General features: G+C 35.0%; 19 protein-coding genes. 4 read left to right on the top strand and 15 right to left on the bottom strand.

Annotation, left to right across the window (positions count from 1 at the left end; translation table 11 throughout):
* Window positions 1–39: 39 nt before the first annotated feature.
* Window positions 40–693 carry a uracil phosphoribosyltransferase gene (upp, locus tag FBR08_RS06710; RefSeq protein WP_158962020.1) on the top strand — a complete coding sequence of 218 codons (654 nt, stop codon included), beginning with the start codon at window positions 40–42 and terminating at the stop codon, window positions 691–693.
* Here upp and FBR08_RS06705 read toward each other — a convergent pair.
* Window positions 688–1,626: a DUF6427 family protein gene (locus FBR08_RS06705; RefSeq protein WP_158962019.1), complete on the bottom strand. Its 939-nt coding sequence runs from the start codon at window positions 1,624–1,626 to the stop codon at window positions 688–690. The two genes, upp and FBR08_RS06705, sit on opposite strands and share 6 nt — an antisense overlap.
* Before the next feature lie 110 nt (window positions 1,627–1,736).
* On the opposite strand from FBR08_RS06705, the gene FBR08_RS06700 reads away from it, so the two are divergent.
* Window positions 1,737–1,967, top strand: coding sequence for a DUF6341 family protein (locus tag FBR08_RS06700; RefSeq protein WP_158962018.1), 231 nt, complete (start codon window positions 1,737–1,739; stop codon window positions 1,965–1,967).
* A gap of 9 nt (window positions 1,968–1,976) precedes the next feature.
* On the opposite strand, the gene purD is transcribed toward FBR08_RS06700, so the two are convergent.
* The 3 genes from purD to FBR08_RS06685 form a co-directional block, all read right to left on the bottom strand.
* Window positions 1,977–3,248 (bottom strand): phosphoribosylamine--glycine ligase, encoded by a 1,272-nt coding sequence (gene purD, locus FBR08_RS06695; RefSeq protein WP_158962017.1) that lies wholly within the window; start codon window positions 3,246–3,248, stop codon window positions 1,977–1,979.
* Window positions 3,249–3,346: 98 nt separating this feature from the next.
* Window positions 3,347–4,696, bottom strand: coding sequence for an exopolysaccharide biosynthesis polyprenyl glycosylphosphotransferase (locus FBR08_RS06690; protein ID WP_158962016.1), 1,350 nt, complete (start codon window positions 4,694–4,696; stop codon window positions 3,347–3,349).
* Window positions 4,696–5,679, bottom strand: a complete 984-nt coding sequence (locus tag FBR08_RS06685) for a UDP-glucuronic acid decarboxylase family protein (protein ID WP_158962015.1) — start codon at window positions 5,677–5,679, stop codon at window positions 4,696–4,698. Before FBR08_RS06685 ends, FBR08_RS06690 begins: the two co-directional genes overlap by 1 nt.
* A gap of 118 nt (window positions 5,680–5,797) precedes the next feature.
* Between FBR08_RS06685 and FBR08_RS06680 the strand changes: the two genes are divergently transcribed.
* Window positions 5,798–6,871, top strand: a complete 1,074-nt coding sequence (locus FBR08_RS06680) for a glycosyltransferase (RefSeq protein WP_158962014.1) — start codon at window positions 5,798–5,800, stop codon at window positions 6,869–6,871.
* Here FBR08_RS06680 and FBR08_RS06675 read toward each other — a convergent pair.
* The 11 genes from FBR08_RS06675 to FBR08_RS06625 form a co-directional block, all read right to left on the bottom strand.
* Window positions 6,868–8,094 carry an O-antigen ligase family protein gene (locus FBR08_RS06675; protein ID WP_158962013.1) on the bottom strand — a complete coding sequence of 409 codons (1,227 nt, stop codon included), beginning with the start codon at window positions 8,092–8,094 and terminating at the stop codon, window positions 6,868–6,870. The two genes, FBR08_RS06680 and FBR08_RS06675, sit on opposite strands and share 4 nt — an antisense overlap.
* A 40-nt stretch (window positions 8,095–8,134) precedes the next feature.
* Window positions 8,135–8,938 carry a glycosyltransferase family 2 protein gene (locus FBR08_RS06670; protein ID WP_158962012.1) on the bottom strand — a complete coding sequence of 268 codons (804 nt, stop codon included), beginning with the start codon at window positions 8,936–8,938 and terminating at the stop codon, window positions 8,135–8,137.
* Entirely contained in the window at window positions 8,931–10,307 is a 1,377-nt protein-coding gene (locus tag FBR08_RS06665; protein WP_158962011.1) for an O-antigen ligase family protein, read from the bottom strand. The genes FBR08_RS06670 and FBR08_RS06665 overlap by 8 nt, the downstream gene beginning before the upstream one ends.
* A 7-nt stretch (window positions 10,308–10,314) precedes the next feature.
* Window positions 10,315–11,373 carry a glycosyltransferase family 2 protein gene (locus FBR08_RS06660; protein ID WP_158962010.1) on the bottom strand — a complete coding sequence of 353 codons (1,059 nt, stop codon included), beginning with the start codon at window positions 11,371–11,373 and terminating at the stop codon, window positions 10,315–10,317.
* A gap of 2 nt (window positions 11,374–11,375) precedes the next feature.
* Complete coding sequence (locus tag FBR08_RS06655) at window positions 11,376–12,641, bottom strand: flippase (RefSeq protein ID WP_158962009.1); 1,266 nt, start codon at window positions 12,639–12,641, stop codon at window positions 11,376–11,378.
* Window positions 12,642–12,654: 13 nt separating this feature from the next.
* Window positions 12,655–13,425 (bottom strand): dTDP-4-dehydrorhamnose reductase, encoded by a 771-nt coding sequence (rfbD, locus tag FBR08_RS06650; RefSeq protein ID WP_158962008.1) that lies wholly within the window; start codon window positions 13,423–13,425, stop codon window positions 12,655–12,657.
* The gene (rfbC, locus tag FBR08_RS06645; protein ID WP_158962007.1) at window positions 13,422–13,970 is read right to left on the bottom strand and encodes a dTDP-4-dehydrorhamnose 3,5-epimerase; all 549 of its coding nucleotides are present in this window, start codon (window positions 13,968–13,970) and stop codon (window positions 13,422–13,424) included. The genes rfbD and rfbC overlap by 4 nt, the downstream gene beginning before the upstream one ends.
* 8 nt (window positions 13,971–13,978) lie before the next feature.
* A complete protein-coding gene (locus FBR08_RS06640) occupies window positions 13,979–14,875 on the bottom strand; it encodes a hypothetical protein (RefSeq protein ID WP_158962006.1) in 897 nt (298 codons plus the stop codon).
* A gap of 127 nt (window positions 14,876–15,002) precedes the next feature.
* Entirely contained in the window at window positions 15,003–16,682 is a 1,680-nt protein-coding gene (locus tag FBR08_RS06635; RefSeq protein WP_158962005.1) for a DUF6909 family protein, read from the bottom strand.
* 23 nt (window positions 16,683–16,705) lie between these two features.
* Window positions 16,706–18,193 carry a GH3 auxin-responsive promoter family protein gene (locus FBR08_RS06630; RefSeq protein WP_158962004.1) on the bottom strand — a complete coding sequence of 496 codons (1,488 nt, stop codon included), beginning with the start codon at window positions 18,191–18,193 and terminating at the stop codon, window positions 16,706–16,708.
* A gap of 5 nt (window positions 18,194–18,198) precedes the next feature.
* Window positions 18,199–19,074, bottom strand: coding sequence for a murein hydrolase activator EnvC family protein (locus FBR08_RS06625; RefSeq protein ID WP_158962003.1), 876 nt, complete (start codon window positions 19,072–19,074; stop codon window positions 18,199–18,201).
* A gap of 193 nt (window positions 19,075–19,267) precedes the next feature.
* Here FBR08_RS06625 and FBR08_RS06620 point away from each other — a divergent pair, with 193 nt between their 5' ends.
* On the top strand, window positions 19,268–19,486 hold the full coding sequence (locus FBR08_RS06620) for a twin-arginine translocase TatA/TatE family subunit (RefSeq protein WP_158964203.1): 219 nt from the start codon (window positions 19,268–19,270) through the stop codon (window positions 19,484–19,486).
* Window positions 19,487–19,514: the final 28 nt, after the last annotated feature.

Raw genomic sequence — 19,514 nt, 5'->3', positions numbered from 1 at the left:
ATATAGTTTTAATACTTTTATGGTACTAATTATACCGTTATGAAAATTCACTATATTTCAGAGGAGAACAGCATTTTAAATCATTTCTTAGCTCAGCTACGCGATGTAAACATTCAAAAGGACAGTATGCGCTTTCGAAAAAACATCGAGCGCATTGGAGAAATCATGGCTTACGAGTTGAGTAAAAAGCTTCCCTACAAAGCCATTGCTGTACAGACTCCTCTGGGAACTAAACATACAACTTGTATTAAAGACAATGTTGTTCTTTGTTCTATCCTTCGTGCAGGATTAGCCTTACATACAGGATTTATGAACTTTTTTGATGATGCTGAGAATGGGTTTGTTTCAGCCTACCGCCGTCATGGAAAACACGGAGAGGCCAGTGAAATATTGGTTGAATACCAAGCAGCTCCATCCTTTCAAGACAAGATTTTAATTTTAATCGATCCCATGCTAGCAACAGGACAATCACTCGTTGCGGTAATCAATAAATTAATGACCGAAGAACAACCAAAAGAATTACACCTGGCTGTAGTAATTGCAGCTCCAGAGGGTATTCAGTATTTGGAAGAAAATCTTCCTGCAAATGTACACTTGTGGGTTGCTACTTTAGACGAAAAGCTAGATGACCACAATTACATCGTTCCCGGTCTTGGAGATGCAGGTGATTTGGCTTATGGCCAAAAACTATAGAATAAATAATTGCATTAGATAGAAAAAGACTCCAATGCAAAAAATACTATAAACATTGGCTTCTTTTCGCCAACGCTGTGGGATACTTTCAATATAATTAGCTCCCAGTATGGATAAAGGAAAGAACGTAAATAACAAGAGTCCATTCGATTTATCTGCAGAAATAATATAAATTACAGCACCTATAAGAAATGAAAGTATGATTTTCTTGTAGGTGTTTTGCATATTATACGGTTTCTTTTTAATTGCTAACGCTTGGGATACTGAATAAAGTAAAGCGATAGAAACAAATACCGCCAGCGCGATATTTTGAAAAATATTGTCAAAATACATGAAGTCAAAGCTCAACTGTACACGTTCTGCCCACCAATCTACAAAGTGTTCCTCTCGAATCAGTAAATAGAGGCTAAGAAAGATCGAAGCGCCTAAGAAAGAAACCAAGGGAATAATCCAATTTCGATAATCCTTAGCGCCAAAGAAAGCAATGGCATAGAACAGTAAGATGAAATATAAAACACTCCAAAAGTGAAATAAACTAGCAATACAAATCCACAAAGAGGCGTCTAACAACTTCTCTTTTGATTGTTTGAATGAATGTAGCGATAAGATACGTCGCAAGGCAAGCAGAATAAAATAACTCGCAATAATAACTTTTACATTCTCAAAAGAAGTGGGAAAAACAAATAAAAAACTGGTAAAAATTAGCGGTACATAAGCACTGTCATCGACCAATCTATTTCTCGAAACAATAAATTGAGAGAGATACATCATGAGCAATAGCAACAGTAATACAGCTCCTCTTTTAATCATTTCAAAAGTTGTCCATTCAATGCTAGAGTCTAATCCTACAAATAAACTATAGCCTGTTACGATTAAAAGCGTAAGCATGATATAGTTAATCGGCCTAGTTTTACTAAAAATACTTGCTAACATGTATATATTTTATATTTTTGTAGTACTATTTGTTTCTTTTGGGTATTTTGTATTCGTACTGAATATGATAAAAATTCAAATAATATTATTTAATTTAAAAATAAAGGAAAATGACTTCATTTTTTAATGGTTTAGGATTCTTGTTTGAAAAGATACTTTTCATCCCAATGGATTTCTTTGCAAAACTAGAACTTGAGAAATGGTGGACTGCGAACATCATTACTTGGATTTTCATCCTAATTACTTGCTACTTCTTTGTATTTTGGTTAAAACAATTACAATTGTTTAAATCAAATAACGAAGATACACAAGACACTACAGCCCACTCATTTCTAAAGTAATCAACTATCTTAAAGATCGAATCCGATATCTTTACGATAATAAATCTTATCGAAATTTAGTTTATCTATATTTTGATAAGATTTTTTTAGTGCCTCTTCGTACGAGTTTCCGTAAGATGTCACGGCAAGTACACGTCCTCCATTAGACACGATTTCACCGTTTTTCAGTGTTGTTCCAGCATGAAAAACAATCGAATCTTCCACTTGGTCAATCCCTGTAATTACTTTTCCTTTTTCATACGCTTCGGGGTATCCACCTGACACCAACATCACCGTTGTTGCACTACGCGTATCTAATTCAATCGTTTTTGTGGCTAATTCTTCTTTAGCTATCGCTTGGAATAACTCAACTAAATCTGATTGTACTCTTGGCATGACAACCTCTGTTTCAGGGTCTCCCATACGAACGTTATACTCAATCACAAATGGGTCGTCCCCTACTTTTATGATTCCAATAAAAATAAAACCTTTATAGTCTAACTGATCTTTTTTGATTCCTTCTACCGTCGGAATAACAATGCGATCTTCTATTTTTTTCAAGAATTCTTCCGTTGCAAAAGGCACTGGAGAAATAGCTCCCATACCTCCTGTATTCAGTCCTTTATCCCCTTCTCCTATTCGCTTGTAATCCTTAGCAGTAGGAAGTAATTGATATGATTTTCCATCTGTTAATACAAAACAACTCAATTCAATTCCCGATAAAAACTCTTCGATTACAACTTTTGAACTTGCATCACCAAATTTAGCATCAACTAACATATCCGCTAATTCCGCTTTTGCAGCATCCAAATCTTCTAAAATAACAACTCCTTTACCAGCTGCTAATCCGTCTGCTTTTAAAACATAGGGTGCTTTTAGTGTTTCTAGGAATTTCTTTCCTTCTTCTACCGTATCCTTTGTAAAACTTTGATAGGCAGCAGTAGGTATTTGGTGTCTAATTAAAAATTCTTTCGCAAAATCTTTACTTCCCTCTAATTGTGCAGCTTCTTTAGAAGGGCCAATCACCGGAATATGTTGAATGGTTTCATCTTGTTTAAAGAAATCGACTATTCCCTTTACCAGAGGATCTTCTGGTCCAACCACGACCATATCAATTTGATGTGTTAAAACAGTTTGTTTTACTGCTTCAAAATCATTGGGGTTAATCGTGATATTTTGCGCAATCTGAGCTGTTCCTGCATTTCCTGGTGCTACAAATACAGCCTCACACAGTGGGCTTTGTAGCATTTTCCATGTAAGAGCATGTTCACGCCCACCTGAACCTAATAATAAAATTTTCATTACTTGTGTTGTTTGTTATTATGGATCAAAAATAATTATAAAAAAACGAATAAAGAAAAAGTTACTAAGAATAAGCAGAACAACTTGATGAAAAGCAATTAATACGCTTTTTCCTCTCCTTTAAAGACGTTGTAAACCGTGAGGTAAATAATTTTTAAATCCATTAAAATAGACCAGTTTTCTAGGTAAAATAGATCGTATTTAAATCGATTGATAATATCCCGATCATTTTCAATTTCCCCTCTATAACCATGTGTCTGCGCCATTCCTGTAATACCTGGTTTAACCAAGTGTCTCAACATAAAACGACTTACTCGTTTAGAGTACATTTTAGTATGTACAACCATGTGAGGTCGTGGTCCGACAATAGACATATCGCCTAAAAAAACATTGATAAATTGTGGAAACTCATCCAAGCTCGATTTCCTTAAAAAAGCGCCAATTTTGGTAATTCGCAGGTCATTTCGCGTCGCTTGTTGTTTATCGCTATCGTCATTGATGCGCATTGATCTAAACTTGTAACACCAAAACTCTTCATCATTCAGCCCTGTTCGCTTTTGTTTAAAAAAAACAGGCCCCTTAGATTCTCTTTTTATCAAAACGGCGATTAAAGGAACTAACCACGATAAAACACACACGATCACTAGGAAAGAAAAGACCAAGTCAAATAGGCGTTTCATCAATTTATTATAGGGCTTATCCAAGGGAATAACGCGTCTTGGCACTACGGGTAATAAATCGTAGTATTCAATCGTTAAATTGTTGTTTAAAATATCTTTTTGCGTGGGTACATAACGCACCGTTATCATACTATTATCCGAAAACTCTAGAATTTCCATGAAATTCTTTTCTTTAGTAAATGAAAATTGGATAAAAAGTTCATCGACAATATTATCGGATAAGTACTGTTTTAAATCCTCTAAACTTTCATCTTCTAAGTTGTAGAAGTGATTATTAATGCGATAACCTAAATCCGTTCGTTTTAAAAGTACCGATTTTAGATTGCTAATTTCCTTGCCATTTCCCAATAGAACGATATTTCTAAAATTACCTCCTAAAAATTTACGGATGTACTTTAATAGAAAAAAGATGGTAAACTTTACGGTACAAATGATAATGAAAATAGAAATGCCATACCCCATCAAATCGCGTACCTCAGCAAATCGATCAAAAATACCGTTATAAGAAGCAACAAGAATAAACTGGAAAACAAATTGTTTACAAATTTTCTCTGCTACGTGAACGGTTCTCGTATGCCTGTATACTTCATAGTAATCACTCAGTCCGGCAGCAATCAACCAACCGATAGACAATACAAGATGAAATAGAAGATGTTGCTCCGTAAATGTGGAAAACCACACCTGAGCCATAACATTAATTGTAATTAAATCAATACACGCAGTTAATGGGCGTATTAAGTAAGAATACCTACCTGCTTTTTTACTCATTAATAAATGTAATTTGAAAAATCTTTATGCTCTTCTTTTGCTAAATCAGCCGCTGTGAAAGCTTTGAAATAATCCAATGTGAACTGCATTCCCTCTGCTCTATCGATTTTGGGCATCCACCCTAAAATTGTTTTAGCTTTGCTTATATCAGGACAACGTTGTAAAGGGTCGTTTATTGGCAAATCTTTGTAAATTATTTTTTGTCCGCTATTGGTTAAGCGAATGATCTCTTGAGCAAAATCCAAAATCGTAATTTCTTCAGGATTACCAATATTAACCGGCAAGTGATAATCAGATAATAGCAATCGATAGATTCCTTCTACTTGATCATCTACATAACAGAAAGAGCGCGTTTGACTCCCATCGCCAAAAACGGTTAAATCTTCTCCTCTTAAGGCTTGTCCGATAAACGCGGGAATCACGCGTCCGTCGTTTAATCGCATGCGGGGACCATACGTATTAAAAATACGCACGATTCTAGTCTCCAACCCGTGGAACGTATGGTAGGCCATCGTCATCGATTCTTGGAAGCGTTTCGCTTCATCATATACACCTCTTGGTCCAATGCTATTTACATTGCCGTAGTACTCTTCCGTTTGGGGATGAACTAACGGATCCCCATATACTTCTGAGGTAGAAGCAATTAAAATACGCGCATTTTTCACTCGCGCGAGTCCCAACAAGTTATGTGTTCCCAAAGAACCTACTTTAAGCGTTTGAATCGGTATCTTTAAATAATCAATAGGACTAGCTGGTGAAGCAAAGTGTAAGATATAATCTAGCTCACCTGGAACGTGCACAAATTTAGTTACATCGTGATGATAAAATTCAAAATGCGCTTCTGAGAACAGGTGTTCAATATTCTTTAAGTCTCCGGTGATTAAATTGTCCATACCGATGACGTGAAATCCCTCTGCGAGGAAACGGTCACATAAATGTGATCCTAAAAAACCTGCTGCTCCTGTTATTAAAATGCGTTTCATCCTATTTTTCATTTCACACAAAGTTAAGGAACTTTCTCAATTCTAAGAATTGTTCCTTATTGATTTTACAAATCCTAAATAAATAAACTAAATTTGTCCTTAAAAATTTAGATTGCTAATGCGAATTATCCATATTGTAGAGTCTTTTGGAGGAGGTGTGTATTCCTATTTTAAAGATTTGGCTTTGTTTTTTAGCCAACATCCTGATATTGAAACCTATATAATATACAGTAACAAAAGAAAAGAAATTACACAAGACCAAATAGACCAAGATTTTCCTTCTTCCATTCGGCTAATACCGCTTGAAATGGAACGAGAACTTAGACCTATACAAGATCTTCGCTCTACTTTTGAGTTAAGACGTACACTGAAGCAGTTAACACCCGATGTTATTCATTTGCACTCTTCTAAAGCAGGTGTTATCGGCAGATGGGCGAGCTTTATGCTTCCTTTCAAGCCTAAAGTTTACTATACGCCTCATGGATATTCGTTTTTGCGTCAAGATATCTCTTCTGTAAAGCAAAAACTCTTTTATGGCATCGAAAAACTAACTCAACTAATTTTTGGTGGAACCACAATTGCCTGTGGTGATACTGAATTTAAAATTGCTCAAAAGATTGGAAAAGCGCTTCTTGTTCGAAATGGAATTGATTTGCATCAGCTCAATCAACATTACCGCGAAAAAGAAAATACAGGTTCTCCATTAGTTATTGGAACAATTGGAAGAATCTCCTATCAAAAAAACCCGACGCTCTTTAATGACGTTGCTTTGTTGTTTCCACAACATCAATTTATTTGGATTGGCGATGGGGAGCTACGTCATCTCTTGACGGCACCGAATATTAAAATTTCAGGTTGGTTTACCAATAACACAGAAGTATTTCCTTACTTAAACCAATTGGATGTTTATATGCAAACTTCGCTTTGGGAGGGATTGCCTATTGCTGTACTCGAAGCCATGGCCTTTAGAAAACCCATTCTAGCGACAGATGTTATTGGAAACAACGACATTGTTGAACCTCATACCAATGGTTTTTTATTTACCCAAGCTACTGATTTACATCCTATTTTAGAACAACTGGAAAACCCAAAATATAGAAGTGCTTTAGGCGAAAAAGCCTATTCAAATTGCCAAGCGAAATTCAATAAGGATCAGAATTTAAGCGAGCTACTTTTAATCTATCGCTCCTAAGCAATTGATTTTACTTTCTTATTTTCACTGTAAATAAACAAGATTAGAGTTAATACAAATCCGAATAAATACACCCCCAATTGCCTATTAAATAAATTCTCGACCAAACAAAAATTAAATAAAGACAACAATAGTGCCATGGGGATAAAATAACGCTTCACTTTTGCGACTAATAAACCAAAGAAAAGAAGTAAAAGACTAATACCTCCAATACCTGTTAATACATAATATTCGAGAAATTGATTATGGGTATTAAACAAGGCATCTAAAAAATAGCCCCGCATGGGATTATCCTTCGTTTTATCTTCATAACAAGCCGCTAATTGACGATCTATCGTTTCTACCTTTCCCAATCCATAGAGTGGTTGAAACGACGATTCTTGCGTAAAAGACCAAGCACATTTCCATATTAAAACACGGGGTTCTTTCTTCTCTAATCGCGAAAACAAATGGTCTAACGAAGTAAATGAGTCCATTTCAAAGCGTTCTTTCAATGTAGAAGTATACGTAAACAACAAAAAAACAGAAATTCCTAAAACTAGTAAACTGAGTATTTTTTTACTTCCATTTGCTTTCATATAAAACACAAAATACAAGAGCGCCAAAAGCAACAAAGAGACAACCTGCATTCTATTGCCAATAAACACTAGATAGGCAAAGAAAAACACACTTAAGAATAAATAATATACCCTATATTTCTTTTGTATTTGGTACAAGTAAATACAAAGGAGAATACCGATGTTTAGCATAAACCCTAAATAAGGACGAGCCACCACCAACATAGCGTCAATATGGCCCCCACTATTAATCGTAAAATAATCTGTTGTTAAATAATAGGTCAATATATTATACCCCCCTTTACCTACCAATAAAACTAGACAGGTCAAATAAATGTAGAGTATTTTTCGAATGTCTGCAACCCAGAGCAAAACAATAGCAGAACCAAATAAAAGAGGTAAAAGACCAAATCGCTTTTCATGTAAATCTTGAAAAAACATCCCGTGAATAAACTGAAAACTAATTAATGCCAGCAAAACAATATAGATTTTCTTATTCTCATTCAGATGATGGCTAACTTGTGCTTTATTGTATTTAAAAGTACTCAAGAAAAACACTAAAACACCTACCAGAGCTAAGTTTACAATTTTAAAACCAAACACTAGAAAAGCGATATAGGTAAAGAGGAGTGTATTTCCTATTGCCATTCTTATTTTTTCTTTCATACTAGTCTATTTTAAGGTATTACTGCACAAAAACCTTGCCTTATTTTTTTAAATTATATAGTGTAGAGAGTAGGAATCTTCTCACGAATTTTAAATTTGAGAAAGTGCAAAAAAACATATACTCAGAAAAAGTAAGCAACTTCTTACTATACAAATATTTATAATTAGACAATTCTCCTTTTTGCATTTTATAGATGTTCCCTGATAAACCTGAATCTCCAAAATCTCTCTTATTGGAAATACTGCACGATAAATTTTCAAAAATACAAACGCCATATCCTCCTAGGCTTAGTACATCAAAAAAGAAACGGTAATCTTCCGAGTGCTTTTGATGCACATTAAAACGAACTTCTCCTAACTGTTCTTTTAGAACCATAGAAGAGGAAGTCAAAAAATAGTTTTTAAAACCTAGTTTAGCAAAGTTAATCTTCGCGACATGCTCCAGTGATAAAGCAGACGCAAACTTCCCTTTTTCTCCACCAATAACTAGGGCCTCAGGATACATCTGGAGGACTTCAACTTGTTTCAACAATTTATCCTTGTGCCATACGTCATCTGAGTCAAGAAAAGCAATCCAATTTCCTGTTGAAAAATTGATCCCTTCATTACGGGCAACAGAAGGTCCCTGATTGGTTTGTGTCCGTACGGTTATTTTTGTATGCTCACTCTGATAATACTCTTGTATCTCATATAATCGCTCCAAGGTTTGATCACTCGATCCATCGTTAATCAAAATTACCTCATAAGCTGGGTAGCTTTGAACAAAAACACTTTCGACACATACTTGTATTGTATCACTACAATTATAACAAGGAATTACCACGGATATACTTATCTTACTCATGTTCCAATTTATTTTTTATCAATATTAATAAAAAAGCATAGCTAATCCAGAAGCCATACAACATATAGTCATCATTTTGTCCCCAGTTCACAATTAACCCGACCAAAGTTATAAGCAACGTTTGCGCAAAGATACGATAGGTACCTACAGCCTGCATGACTAAGGAATAGTTTTCTTTGGTACTTGTGAATAGAAACCATATAAATAGCAAAAAGCCAATGATTCCAGTTTCTGCTAGTAGTTTAGTATATAAATTGAAAGAAGGAGGATACATGCGATCTTCCTCATTCAAATACATTTCTCTAAATTCATAGTTATCCTTCATTGCCCATTCAGGATAATATTTGATTTTACTATACGTTTCTTGGCCTAAACCAACACCATACAGAGGAGAATCACAGAAAACTTGTAATGAAGCTACTTGCATACCAATTCTACTTTTATTGGAAATACTTGTACCCACAACTTTTTCAAGACTTGTTTCATTGATTTTATTGACGATACGTTCTCCTTTCCATGCAACGAATATCAATAGGATAATCCCCCCTGTTTTTAGTAGAAAGGCTCCATTCTTTTTTATGAAAATTTGACAAGGCTTATAGAACCACAACATAACAAGTAATTGAGGTAAAATCGATACCAAAGCAGATCGTGCTCCACTAAAATAGATCAAAAATAGCACCATCAAAAAAGGCAAAAAGCGCCATTTGCTTCGATGGGTAAAAATATAACTAAACATCCATCCATTGATAAAGATAAGATAGGTTCCCAATGCGGGCACTTCAAATGAAACGGAGTTTAATCGCGTAGTATTATAAAACAAATGTCCATGGACAAAAGGAAGATAATCCAGTAAATAGAATATCGATTCTAAACTAAAAACCTTGAATCTCAAGATTAAGAGCTGAATCAAAGCGTAAAAAAACACAAAGAGAAACGACCCCAATAGTACCCTTCGAGTTATGCGAAAAATGGATTCTACTTTCATTCCTTTGCAGGCATTCTGAACGAAGACGACTAAGCCAATGCCAGAGAACAGCAACATGAAATAATTAACGAAAAACATATACATTCCCGATTTCTGTTTATAGAAATCCTGTCTAACATCTTCGATATTTAATAGCACTGTAAGCACACAAAAGACAAAGAATACAAGCAGAATCTTATACGATTTTGTAAGTAGTGGTAGTACTATTGTTTTTCTCAGCACAAAAAAACTACTCAGTAAAAGTAAAATAGCGGGGATCCAGAAGTAAGCACTTCCTTCCTTTTTTAAAATACTCAATATCGGATATCCTTCTATACTATTAAATGGTAGAAAGAATAACCCAACAAAGAACAATACTCCATATACTTTACGCAAATCCATCGGCAACTTAATTTAATTTTCTGATTAAATCCATCAATTTCATTTTTTGAATGATCGTCAATACGGCAACCAATGCTTTGATCATAAACCTTCTATCTTGTTTGATAAACGATGCGATAACTCGTTCAAATTTTGAGCTTTGCCTAACATAATGTGCATTGAGATTTTGAGCGGCCAACAGAACAACAGGTTCATTCATTATCGTATCAATAAACTTATTTTTATCCTTTCTGGACATCTTATACTTGGATAAGCTAAAAAGGATAAAACAAATACTATAAATCAATCGTGATGATTTAAACGACCTAATTTCAGCATGACTAAACCCTTGTTGAATACTTTCTGGATAGTCGTAGTTGAATTTCTGAACAAGCCTATCGATTATATCATTGTTTACAAAATCTCGTGTAGCACTTGAAGCATTCTCTAAATAATAATACCCCTGATAAGGAATACCTAACAGCGTATCCATCTGGGTGTAAACAGCCAGATTAAACATCCCATCTTCTTCTAAGGCAAGTGTTTCATCAAATAAAATAGAATACTTAAGCAGAAAGCTTCTTTTATAAATCTTATTAACTACAGACAAGAGATCTAAGTTTTCTACTGATAAATAGCGAACTAAAACTTCGTTTTTAAAATCTGCGTTTGAATAGATCTTGTTTGGTTGTAAGAGCGATTCTTTATGAATAAATGCGCCGTTTTTTTCAATTAAAAGCCCGCTAACTACGACATCTACCTTTTTTTCTACTGAAGCGTTGTATAATTCCTCATACAATTCTTTTGCAATACGATCATCCGCATCAACAAAACCAATATAGGCTCCAGTAGCTTCTTTAATCCCCAAATTACGAGCGGAACTAACACCTTGATTTACTTTTGAAATAACACGTAAACGCTGATCTTTTAGCGTAGCGATTTCCTCAAGTGTTCGATCCGTTGAACCATCATTGATTACTATAACTTCAATTGATGATAAACACTGATCTAAAATGGATGCTAACGTTCTTTTAATGAACTTTTCTCCATTGTATACCGGAACTATAATACTTACTTTAGGTGCCATAATCACGAATTTAAATAGGGTCTAGCATAATACCACATCCCCAATGCTAATATGAGCTGAGCAATTGTACTTGCGATTGCTGTACCAACGAAACCAAAACTATACGTTAACCCCACGCACAAGACAACACTTACAATAGAAGTATAAAAGAAAATCTTAAAAAATAAGTTTTCCTTGTTATTTGTGAGTAGTACAAGTTTACCAAATAATTGATCTACAAAAGACAACAAAGGAAATGCTATCATAATACGAAACACTAAAATACTCTCCTCTGTTTGATCGCCAAACAGAAGTTTAAAGATGAATTCTGACAAAATAAATAGCACAATAAGTCCCAAAACATCAACCAAACCACCATATTTAACCAACTTTTTAATATATTGATTCGCTTTCATTTTATTCTCTTGCATTAATTTAGAGATATACGGATAAAAAGCATTAATAATCGGTGCTTGCAGATTAGAAACGGCGCGAATTACTTTTTCTGCCGTAGCATAATACCCTACTGCCGTAGCATTTAATAAAAAACCGATAATCAATACATTCGCATTGGCAATTAAGGCAATTTGAAATTCTGATAAGAATAAATATCTCGCTTTATTAAGTTGAGTTTTTACTTGTTCAAACGTACAAAATGAAAAATGAATATCGAATTTCTTTTTAACCACCCACAACGAAGCAATACCACTTAATACAAAGCCGAGAGAAGTTAATAATGGAGCATAATAATACTGACTTTCATGTTTAACTAAAACGAAAATCAAAAGCGTACACAATGTTTTAAATACTACGTTGATATACGTTATGTATTTCATTTGTTGCAACCCTTGAAAGAGCCATATAGGAAATAATACTTGGCCAATTACCATAATATAGGTAAATAAGTAAACAAGTATATCTGCTCGAAATTTTGGAATTCCGAAGATGACCATTACAAACACAAGTGTTAAGATCGTAAGTAAAAAAAGTTTGGTGGAGAGTACTTCATTAAAGGTTTGTTGCACCGCTTTCTTATCGTGAGATACAATAGAAATATCACGTGTTGAAATGGTATTAAAACCATATTCGATTACGATTTGAAAGAAAGTAACAAAAGCTAAAGCAAAACTTATTAATCCAAATTTCTCAACTCCTACTACTCGAAACAAATAAGGAATTGTCAAAAAAGGCAAAAGAATATTTAAAACTTGAAGTACTGTTAAGGATAAAAAATTACCTACTAAAACTTTAAAATTCTTTTCTTTTAAAAATAACTTCAACCGATTCATAATAAAAAGTATTTCATCCTAACACACTATACTTTGGTCTTTTCGCCTTACTTAAATAGTCTTTTGAGCTTATGCGATTAACTTGTATCTTAATTTTTTCTTTTTCAAAAATAGAAAGCGCAAAATCATACCAGGAACAACATCTTTCACCGCGATAATGATACAAGCCAAATGCTTCATTATCTAAGATTAACTGCACAACAAAGTGAACTACCTCTAGGGCTTGTGTAGGGCATCCTATTTGATCATCAACTACATTAATTTCTGAGTTAGTTTCCGCTAATTTCAGCATCGTATTGCGAAAATTATGCCCAAATTCAGAATACACCCAAGATGTTCGAACAATATAGTATTTCTCCATCATCGCTTGAATATACTGTTCCCCTTTCAATTTAGATGCCCCATACACATTAATTGGATTAGGGCTATCTGTTACAGTATAAGGTTCTGTTTTTTCACCATCAAATACAAAGTCAGTAGAAATGTGGAGTAACGTCACATCGTACGTTAAACAGGCTTCTGCTAGATTTTTACATGCTTCAGCATTTACTTGGTAGGCTAATTCGCATTCCTCCTCTGCTTTTTCTACATTGGTATATGCCGCAAAATTAATACAAATAGTAGGCTGATGTATCTCAAAAACGGCCAAACAACTTGCTATATTCAGAATATCCAAGTCCTGCTTTGATAAAAACACAAAACGAATAGTTGGGAATTGATGTCCGATGGATTGCAAAGCCTGTCCCATTTGGCCATTTGCTCCAGTTACAAGAACGTGTATCATAGAGGATTAATAGCGTTAAAAGGAGGAAGTACTAAATCTTTTTCTGAAATAATATACGATTGATCTAATTTGGGCCATGCTATCGCTAATGCAGGATCATTATACAGCATGCCTCCTTCTGCTTCTTTATTATAATAATTATCACACTTATAGGCGAAAATAGCTGTTTCACTGAGAACCAAAAATCCATGAGCAAAACCTTTAGGCACAAATAACTGTTTATGCTCTTTGTCGTTTAACACAATTGCTAAATGCTGTCCATAGGTTGACGAATCTTTCCTTAAGTCAACAATAATATCCAATACTTCACCTTGAATAACGCGAACTAATTTAGCTTGTTGAAATGGGCCTTCCTGAAAGTGTAAGCCTCTTAACGTTCCCCTTTTTGAATACGACTGATTATCTTGTACAAAGTTTACCGTAACCCCTGTTATCGCTTCAAATACACCTTGATTGAAACTTTCAAAAAAATAACCTCTACTATCTGTGAATACCTTGGGTTCTATAATAAAACAACCGAGTAAAGCTGTCGTTTTTACCTCCATATTAGCAACTATTTTTTAGTATATTTTCTATTGATAACCCAAATCCATTGTATTAGAAAAAATAAAACCAATCCTACAAGTGGAAATTGAATTTTCTTAAGATATATCTTAGTGGGATTATAGTTCGCATCGTCCGTAAACTTATCTGTTATATTCATCTCATAGACTTCGTACAAAATAGTTTCTGTTTCAAGCGCTTCTCTTTGAACGTTCATTAACTCCTCTCCCAATATTTTTTTGGTGTTAATTACAGCAATTAAAGCCTCCGGAGCAATGGTTTCTCTTTCAAAAAGAGTTTCTAGTTTTTTAAGGCTATTAGTAATTTCTACTTGTCGATGCTCCAAAAAGGCATGATGTTGATCTCTTTGTTTAGCGAAATAAGGGGTCTTATCTATTTTTTGAGATAACTCCTTCCAAAATAGCTGAAAGTCAAATTTATGCTCTGCTATAACTTCAAACGTATAGTAATGAAACCCATTAGAAATCAATTCAGTTTCGCTTTGATTCTCCTCCCCAAAGAGCAAATCTTTTTCAAGATGCAGTGTAGCCCCTTCCTTTACACCTTCAATATGTACCTCTTTTAACCCCGCTTCTTTCCATTTGTCATCTTGCAAAAATTGATCCACCCATTCTCTCACTGCGGAAATTGAGTTATAATTAAATACCACAACGGATTGTTTCTTTATTATAAGCTGATTGTTTTCTACAATAGTTTGGCCGGATTGAGCTTTATCACGCTGCTTCTTATCTAAATAATAACCCGCCCCAAAACCTAGAGCAACTATTATCCCAAGATAAATTCCATTTTTTTTTAAATAGTTTAAAATTTTAAAAACATTATGCGCTACAAAGTGACCTAAATCAAATAAGCTTAGATCATTTTCATTTTTGTCCTTGCTTTTCATCCTAGTATTTTCAGTGATTTAATTATAAGTTCATAAAACTACTACTTAATTCACAATTATTCATCGCATATAGTCACAAAAAAACCACTCTATTTGCATAAAGTGGTTGTGTATTATCTCTTTCAATTTAGTTACTATTGAAAATTTGTTCTAGTATTTTTATGGTAATCAAATACGTTGGTTTCACTCCCGTAGTTCCCAATCCTCCTGAAGCCAAAGTACTTCCCGTTTCTAGTGGGTTATCAGAGGCATAATATGCATATCTTACTTTTACTTCTGGATTGATGCTTTTTCGAATTCTAGAGGCTGATTGAATGGCTTTTTGATAATGAGCTCCTTCCATCTCTAGTCCAATTACCCCCCAAGTAGAATCGTGAAAAAACTTCAATAAGTCTTTGTTTTGTAAAGAAGTTCCCAATACGGTAACCATCGTACCGCCAACCACTGGAATGCCTTGATTTTCAAATAGATCTACCGTTAATTCATTATCAAAGGGATAGTTATCTCCTGTTCCTTCGTTAATATGGGCAAAAGGAATCATAATATCGCCTTTTCCTCCTTCTAAAATACCCGCTTTTCCCATAATCGAAACAGACTCTACATTTAAGCGAATTTGTTTCTTATAGGGCTTCAACAATTCATCAATAGTTTCATAGGCTTGTTCTCCGAAAGCATAATCCATCACAATAATTACGGGGTGTTCTTTCTCAAAGTTAGCTCCTTTGAAATTCGTTTGCTCAAACTTAATTTGGGCTGTATCAAAAATTTGCACATCGATATTCGTACCAGAATCATCCGATAAGAAAACCATTCCCTCTTTCTCTGCACGCTCTCTCACTAAATTGCGTAGCGCTTTGTTTTCGGGTTTACTCAATTCCTCATAAATCTCTACTTCCTCAGAAACTTCGATTTCTCCCTGCATGACATAAGGTGCAAAAATAGAGTTCATCACGCTGTGCATATTCGCACTAATGATGTGAATAGGTCGCTCTAACAATCCTTTTTCTACCAAAACCTCTTTGATTCGGTTCGACCAGATTTCACCGTAAATATGATGTCCTAATCGCTCGCGCAACAAAGGGCTAAACGTAATCGTTCGCTTGTTATTGTCCACTTCTTCCTCAATGGCTAGTTTGCCCAACCAATAAATCACATCCAAGAAGCGATCCGGATTTTCGGGAATAGCAAATTTTTCGTACACCGCTAAAACTTCGGCAAATGATCGACCTAACACGTTAGCCAAATGAGACATCGTCACTTCTTTCTCTTGTAGCTCTAATGCTTCTGTTTGCTTGGCTGCTAATTCAATTTTTTTCCAATCACGTGTCACATGTCCCTCTTCATCAATTAAAACTCTATTTTTAATTTTATGTGATTCGATAAAGATGAAAGTCAAATGCGTTAAAACGTCATAAATATCTGAACGTCCTCTTGTGATTTCAATATTCATTTGCTCCTCATCAATTCGGTAACAGTTTCGTCTTCTTTTCGGAGGAACTAACGCCTGAAAATGCGAAAAAGAATACCCTTCATCTGAGGTTAAATTAATATATCTACATTCTTCAATTCCGATCGGAAGGCGTTCAATTACATAGAGTAATCCATCTAATTCAACTTTTTCCTCTGCAATTGTGCCATATATTTCAGGGCGCAACTCTAATAATGCTTCTCTAAGCGTATCTCCCGACACCCCCATGGGTTTGTAAAACCCTCGGTTAAACAAATGGCGCATGGTAATGTAAATGCGCTCAATAGCAGCTGAAGATACTTGTGCGCGTGTTCTTGAAATATTTTTAATCTCTCTCATAGTCTTCCATTTTTATTTCCTACTTATTCTATCTTTAATTGATCAACAATGATTCGATCATTGCTCAATCTTGGCAATTTATTTTGTCCTCCTAACTTTCCTATGCGTTTCATATACGCTTGAAAGCCATTTTTTTCGACTGATCGAATGACCAAGTTGCGCAGTACTTTCCCGACAATCAAATCGTCATAATACACATTTTGTTTGCGCAAGGCATCGTCAATGCGCAAGGCAAAGGTATCCATGTCCTCTGGTTCTTGACCAAATTCAATAAACCACTCGTGATAAGGCAATCCTTCCATAGGAGTAATTTGAGGCGCTACTGTAAATTCATTCACTTGTACTCCTGTACCCTCCATCGCTTGTTGTAGTGCTGTTTCTACTTCCTTTCCAATCACATGTTCACCAAAAGCGGAAATAAAATGCTTGATTCGTCCTGAAACAACAATGCGATGCGGTTTTAAACTGACAAATTGAACCGTGTCTCCAATATTATATCCCCACAATCCCGCATTAGTTGAAATAATCAGAACATAATTAATCCCCAATTCCACCTCTCCAATGGTATATCTTCGAGGACTATCCGCCAGGAATTCTTCTACCTTGATGAATTCGTAAAAAATACCAGCATTCAACAACAACAACAATCCCTTTTCTCTTTGCGAATCTTGATAAGCAAAGAATCCTTCTGAAGCGGGGAACAACTCAATAGAAGGAACCTTTCTTCCAATTAATTGTTCGAATTTAGCGCGATATGGCTCATAATTAACTCCCCCATAGATAAATAAGTTAAACTTCTTAAAGATCTCTCCTACTCCCTTGCCCTCTCTCGCTTTCAGACGTTCAAAATACATTTGTACCCAACTTGGAATTCCGGAAATTACCGTCATATTTTCGTTCACTGTTTCTTCAACAATGGCATCCACTTTTGCTTCCCAATCCTCGATGCAATTTGTTTCCCAACTTGGCAATCTATTCTTTTGCAAATAAGCAGGAACATAATGCGCTACAATACCTGATAGTCGACCTAAGTTAATTCCATTCTTTTGCTCTAAAATAGGACTACCTTGTAAAAAAATCATTTTCCCCTCTACGAAATCAGCAATACCTGTTTCATGTACATAGGCTAAAATAGCATTTCGGGCTGCTTCAATATGATAGGGCATCGACTCTTTTGTCAAGGGAATATATTTTGCTCCCGATGTCGTTCCTGAAGTTTTAGCAAAATAAAGCGGTTTCCCTTTCCACAGCACATCTTCTTCCCCTTTTACCACGCGGTCTACATAGGGTTTTAATCCTTCATAATCGCGAATAGGTACGTGTTGAGCAAACATTTTCGCATTGGTGATCACTGTAAAATCGTGATCCTTTCCAAAAGCAGTATGCTTGGCTTGTTCGATTAAACCAGCTAAAACCCTCGCTTGAGTTTGCGCTGGATTCTTGAGCCATTTTTGTGTTTTCTTGTGAATAATCGAAGCAAATATCTTCGCTCCAAAAGATTTTATAGACATAATTTTTATTCTAAATCAATAAATAAAGTAGGATCTAAGGGATAGTTATCTTTCCACAATTCGAAATGCAGATAAGGTTGGCTCATTTTTGCTTTGACTTCTTCCTGATTATACAATCCTAATACATCGCCTGCTTGTACTGTTTCGTACCTACTTTTTGTCAGCGAAGACAAGTGCTTGTAAACAGAACTAACCCCCTCTTCATGCAATACAATTACAGTATAACCATCATTAATTGTCCAGTCAATAAAAATAACCGTTCCCTTAGCTACCGATTTCACCATCGCATTTTTAGCAGCGGTAAAATCAAGGCCAAAATGAGTAGATTTCGGATCGTATTTGCGGACTATTGTTCCTTCAATCGGTGCAAAAAGTACGGTATTAACTCTAGCTTCGGCATTGGTAAAAATGTTATACTTATCCTCTAATCGGACATATTCACGCAATTCCAAATCTTTTTCACTGGGTTGAGTATGCACAATTGCATCGAGTGGAGTTTCCGTTTTCATCAAAGAATCAACACTAGCTGAGGTAATTTCGATATCCCCTAGTAACACGCGTTTCACTGCCGCTACATAATGTTCATTTTTCTTGATTTCCGATTCGAGAGAATCTACTTGCAAGGCCAAATCCACCGCCTTTTGTTTCAATTCAGCCGATGAATATCCTGGAATATATTCTTTTAATGGTGTTACAAGCAATAAAATGACATTGGAAACGAGTAATAAAAAAACCATAGTCGTCGCAGCACCAACCCCATTCAAGAGATTTAACTTAAACGAACTCACATCTTCAAATGTGCGATCATTTACCACTACTACCCTATATTTATCAAGAAGTCTTTTCTTCCACTTTTTCCATTGAAGTCCTTTCTTAGACATAAATCAGCTGTTTTCTACACAAATATAAACATTAAAAAAGTTGACTTCTTCTCTTTTTTGCTTTTATTCACATATTAAACTCATCATAATGTTAATATTATTGGTCAAAAAGTTAAATAATCGAATTGAACCTGAAGCGGAATCGGTTTTTCTTCCTATATTTGTTTTTATTAAAATCTTCAAACAAATTAATATGAACTCATTACATATTTTTTTAGGAATGGTTGGACCATGGCAAATTATCATTATTGTTGCCTTAATTTTGTTGTTATTTGGTGGTAAAAAAATTCCTGAATTGATGAAAGGATTAGGAACAGGAATCAAAGAATTCAAAGATGCTACTAAGGATGAAAATGCCCAACAGACATCTAAGAAAGAAACAACGAAAGAAGACGCTTCTAAAACAGAATAATTCAATAGAATCTCGATACAGACATGCG

It is taken from the genome of Myroides fluvii, from assembly GCF_009792295.1.
Classification (GTDB): domain Bacteria; phylum Bacteroidota; class Bacteroidia; order Flavobacteriales; family Flavobacteriaceae; genus Flavobacterium; species Flavobacterium fluvii_A.
This window is presented reverse-complemented; position numbering and strand designations above follow the sequence as displayed.

What these genes read in the sequence shown, in the direction of transcription:
- FBR08_RS06625 (WP_158962003.1), bottom strand. Translation starts at nt 19,074, where the DNA reads ATGTCTAAGAAAGGACTTCAATGGAAAAAGTGGAAGAAAAGACTTCTT.
- purD (WP_158962017.1), bottom strand. Translation starts at nt 3,248, where the DNA reads ATGAAAATTTTATTATTAGGTTCAGGTGGGCGTGAACATGCTCTTACA.
- FBR08_RS06685 (WP_158962015.1), bottom strand. Translation starts at nt 5,679, where the DNA reads ATGAAACGCATTTTAATAACAGGAGCAGCAGGTTTTTTAGGATCACAT.
- FBR08_RS06630 (WP_158962004.1), bottom strand. Translation starts at nt 18,193, where the DNA reads ATGTCTATAAAATCTTTTGGAGCGAAGATATTTGCTTCGATTATTCAC.
- FBR08_RS06680 (WP_158962014.1), top strand. Translation starts at nt 5,798, where the DNA reads ATGCGAATTATCCATATTGTAGAGTCTTTTGGAGGAGGTGTGTATTCC.
- rfbC (WP_158962007.1), bottom strand. Translation starts at nt 13,970, where the DNA reads ATGGAGGTAAAAACGACAGCTTTACTCGGTTGTTTTATTATAGAACCC.
- FBR08_RS06655 (WP_158962009.1), bottom strand. Translation starts at nt 12,641, where the DNA reads ATGAATCGGTTGAAGTTATTTTTAAAAGAAAAGAATTTTAAAGTTTTA.
- FBR08_RS06640 (WP_158962006.1), bottom strand. Translation starts at nt 14,875, where the DNA reads ATGAAAAGCAAGGACAAAAATGAAAATGATCTAAGCTTATTTGATTTA.
- rfbD (WP_158962008.1), bottom strand. Translation starts at nt 13,425, where the DNA reads ATGATACACGTTCTTGTAACTGGAGCAAATGGCCAAATGGGACAGGCT.
- FBR08_RS06675 (WP_158962013.1), bottom strand. Translation starts at nt 8,094, where the DNA reads ATGAAAGAAAAAATAAGAATGGCAATAGGAAATACACTCCTCTTTACC.
- upp (WP_158962020.1), top strand. Translation starts at nt 40, where the DNA reads ATGAAAATTCACTATATTTCAGAGGAGAACAGCATTTTAAATCATTTC.
- FBR08_RS06620 (WP_158964203.1), top strand. Translation starts at nt 19,268, where the DNA reads ATGAACTCATTACATATTTTTTTAGGAATGGTTGGACCATGGCAAATT.
- FBR08_RS06665 (WP_158962011.1), bottom strand. Translation starts at nt 10,307, where the DNA reads ATGGATTTGCGTAAAGTATATGGAGTATTGTTCTTTGTTGGGTTATTC.
- FBR08_RS06690 (WP_158962016.1), bottom strand. Translation starts at nt 4,696, where the DNA reads ATGAGTAAAAAAGCAGGTAGGTATTCTTACTTAATACGCCCATTAACT.
- FBR08_RS06660 (WP_158962010.1), bottom strand. Translation starts at nt 11,373, where the DNA reads ATGGCACCTAAAGTAAGTATTATAGTTCCGGTATACAATGGAGAAAAG.
- FBR08_RS06700 (WP_158962018.1), top strand. Translation starts at nt 1,737, where the DNA reads ATGACTTCATTTTTTAATGGTTTAGGATTCTTGTTTGAAAAGATACTT.
- FBR08_RS06635 (WP_158962005.1), bottom strand. Translation starts at nt 16,682, where the DNA reads ATGAGAGAGATTAAAAATATTTCAAGAACACGCGCACAAGTATCTTCA.
- FBR08_RS06705 (WP_158962019.1), bottom strand. Translation starts at nt 1,626, where the DNA reads ATGTTAGCAAGTATTTTTAGTAAAACTAGGCCGATTAACTATATCATG.
- FBR08_RS06670 (WP_158962012.1), bottom strand. Translation starts at nt 8,938, where the DNA reads ATGAGTAAGATAAGTATATCCGTGGTAATTCCTTGTTATAATTGTAGT.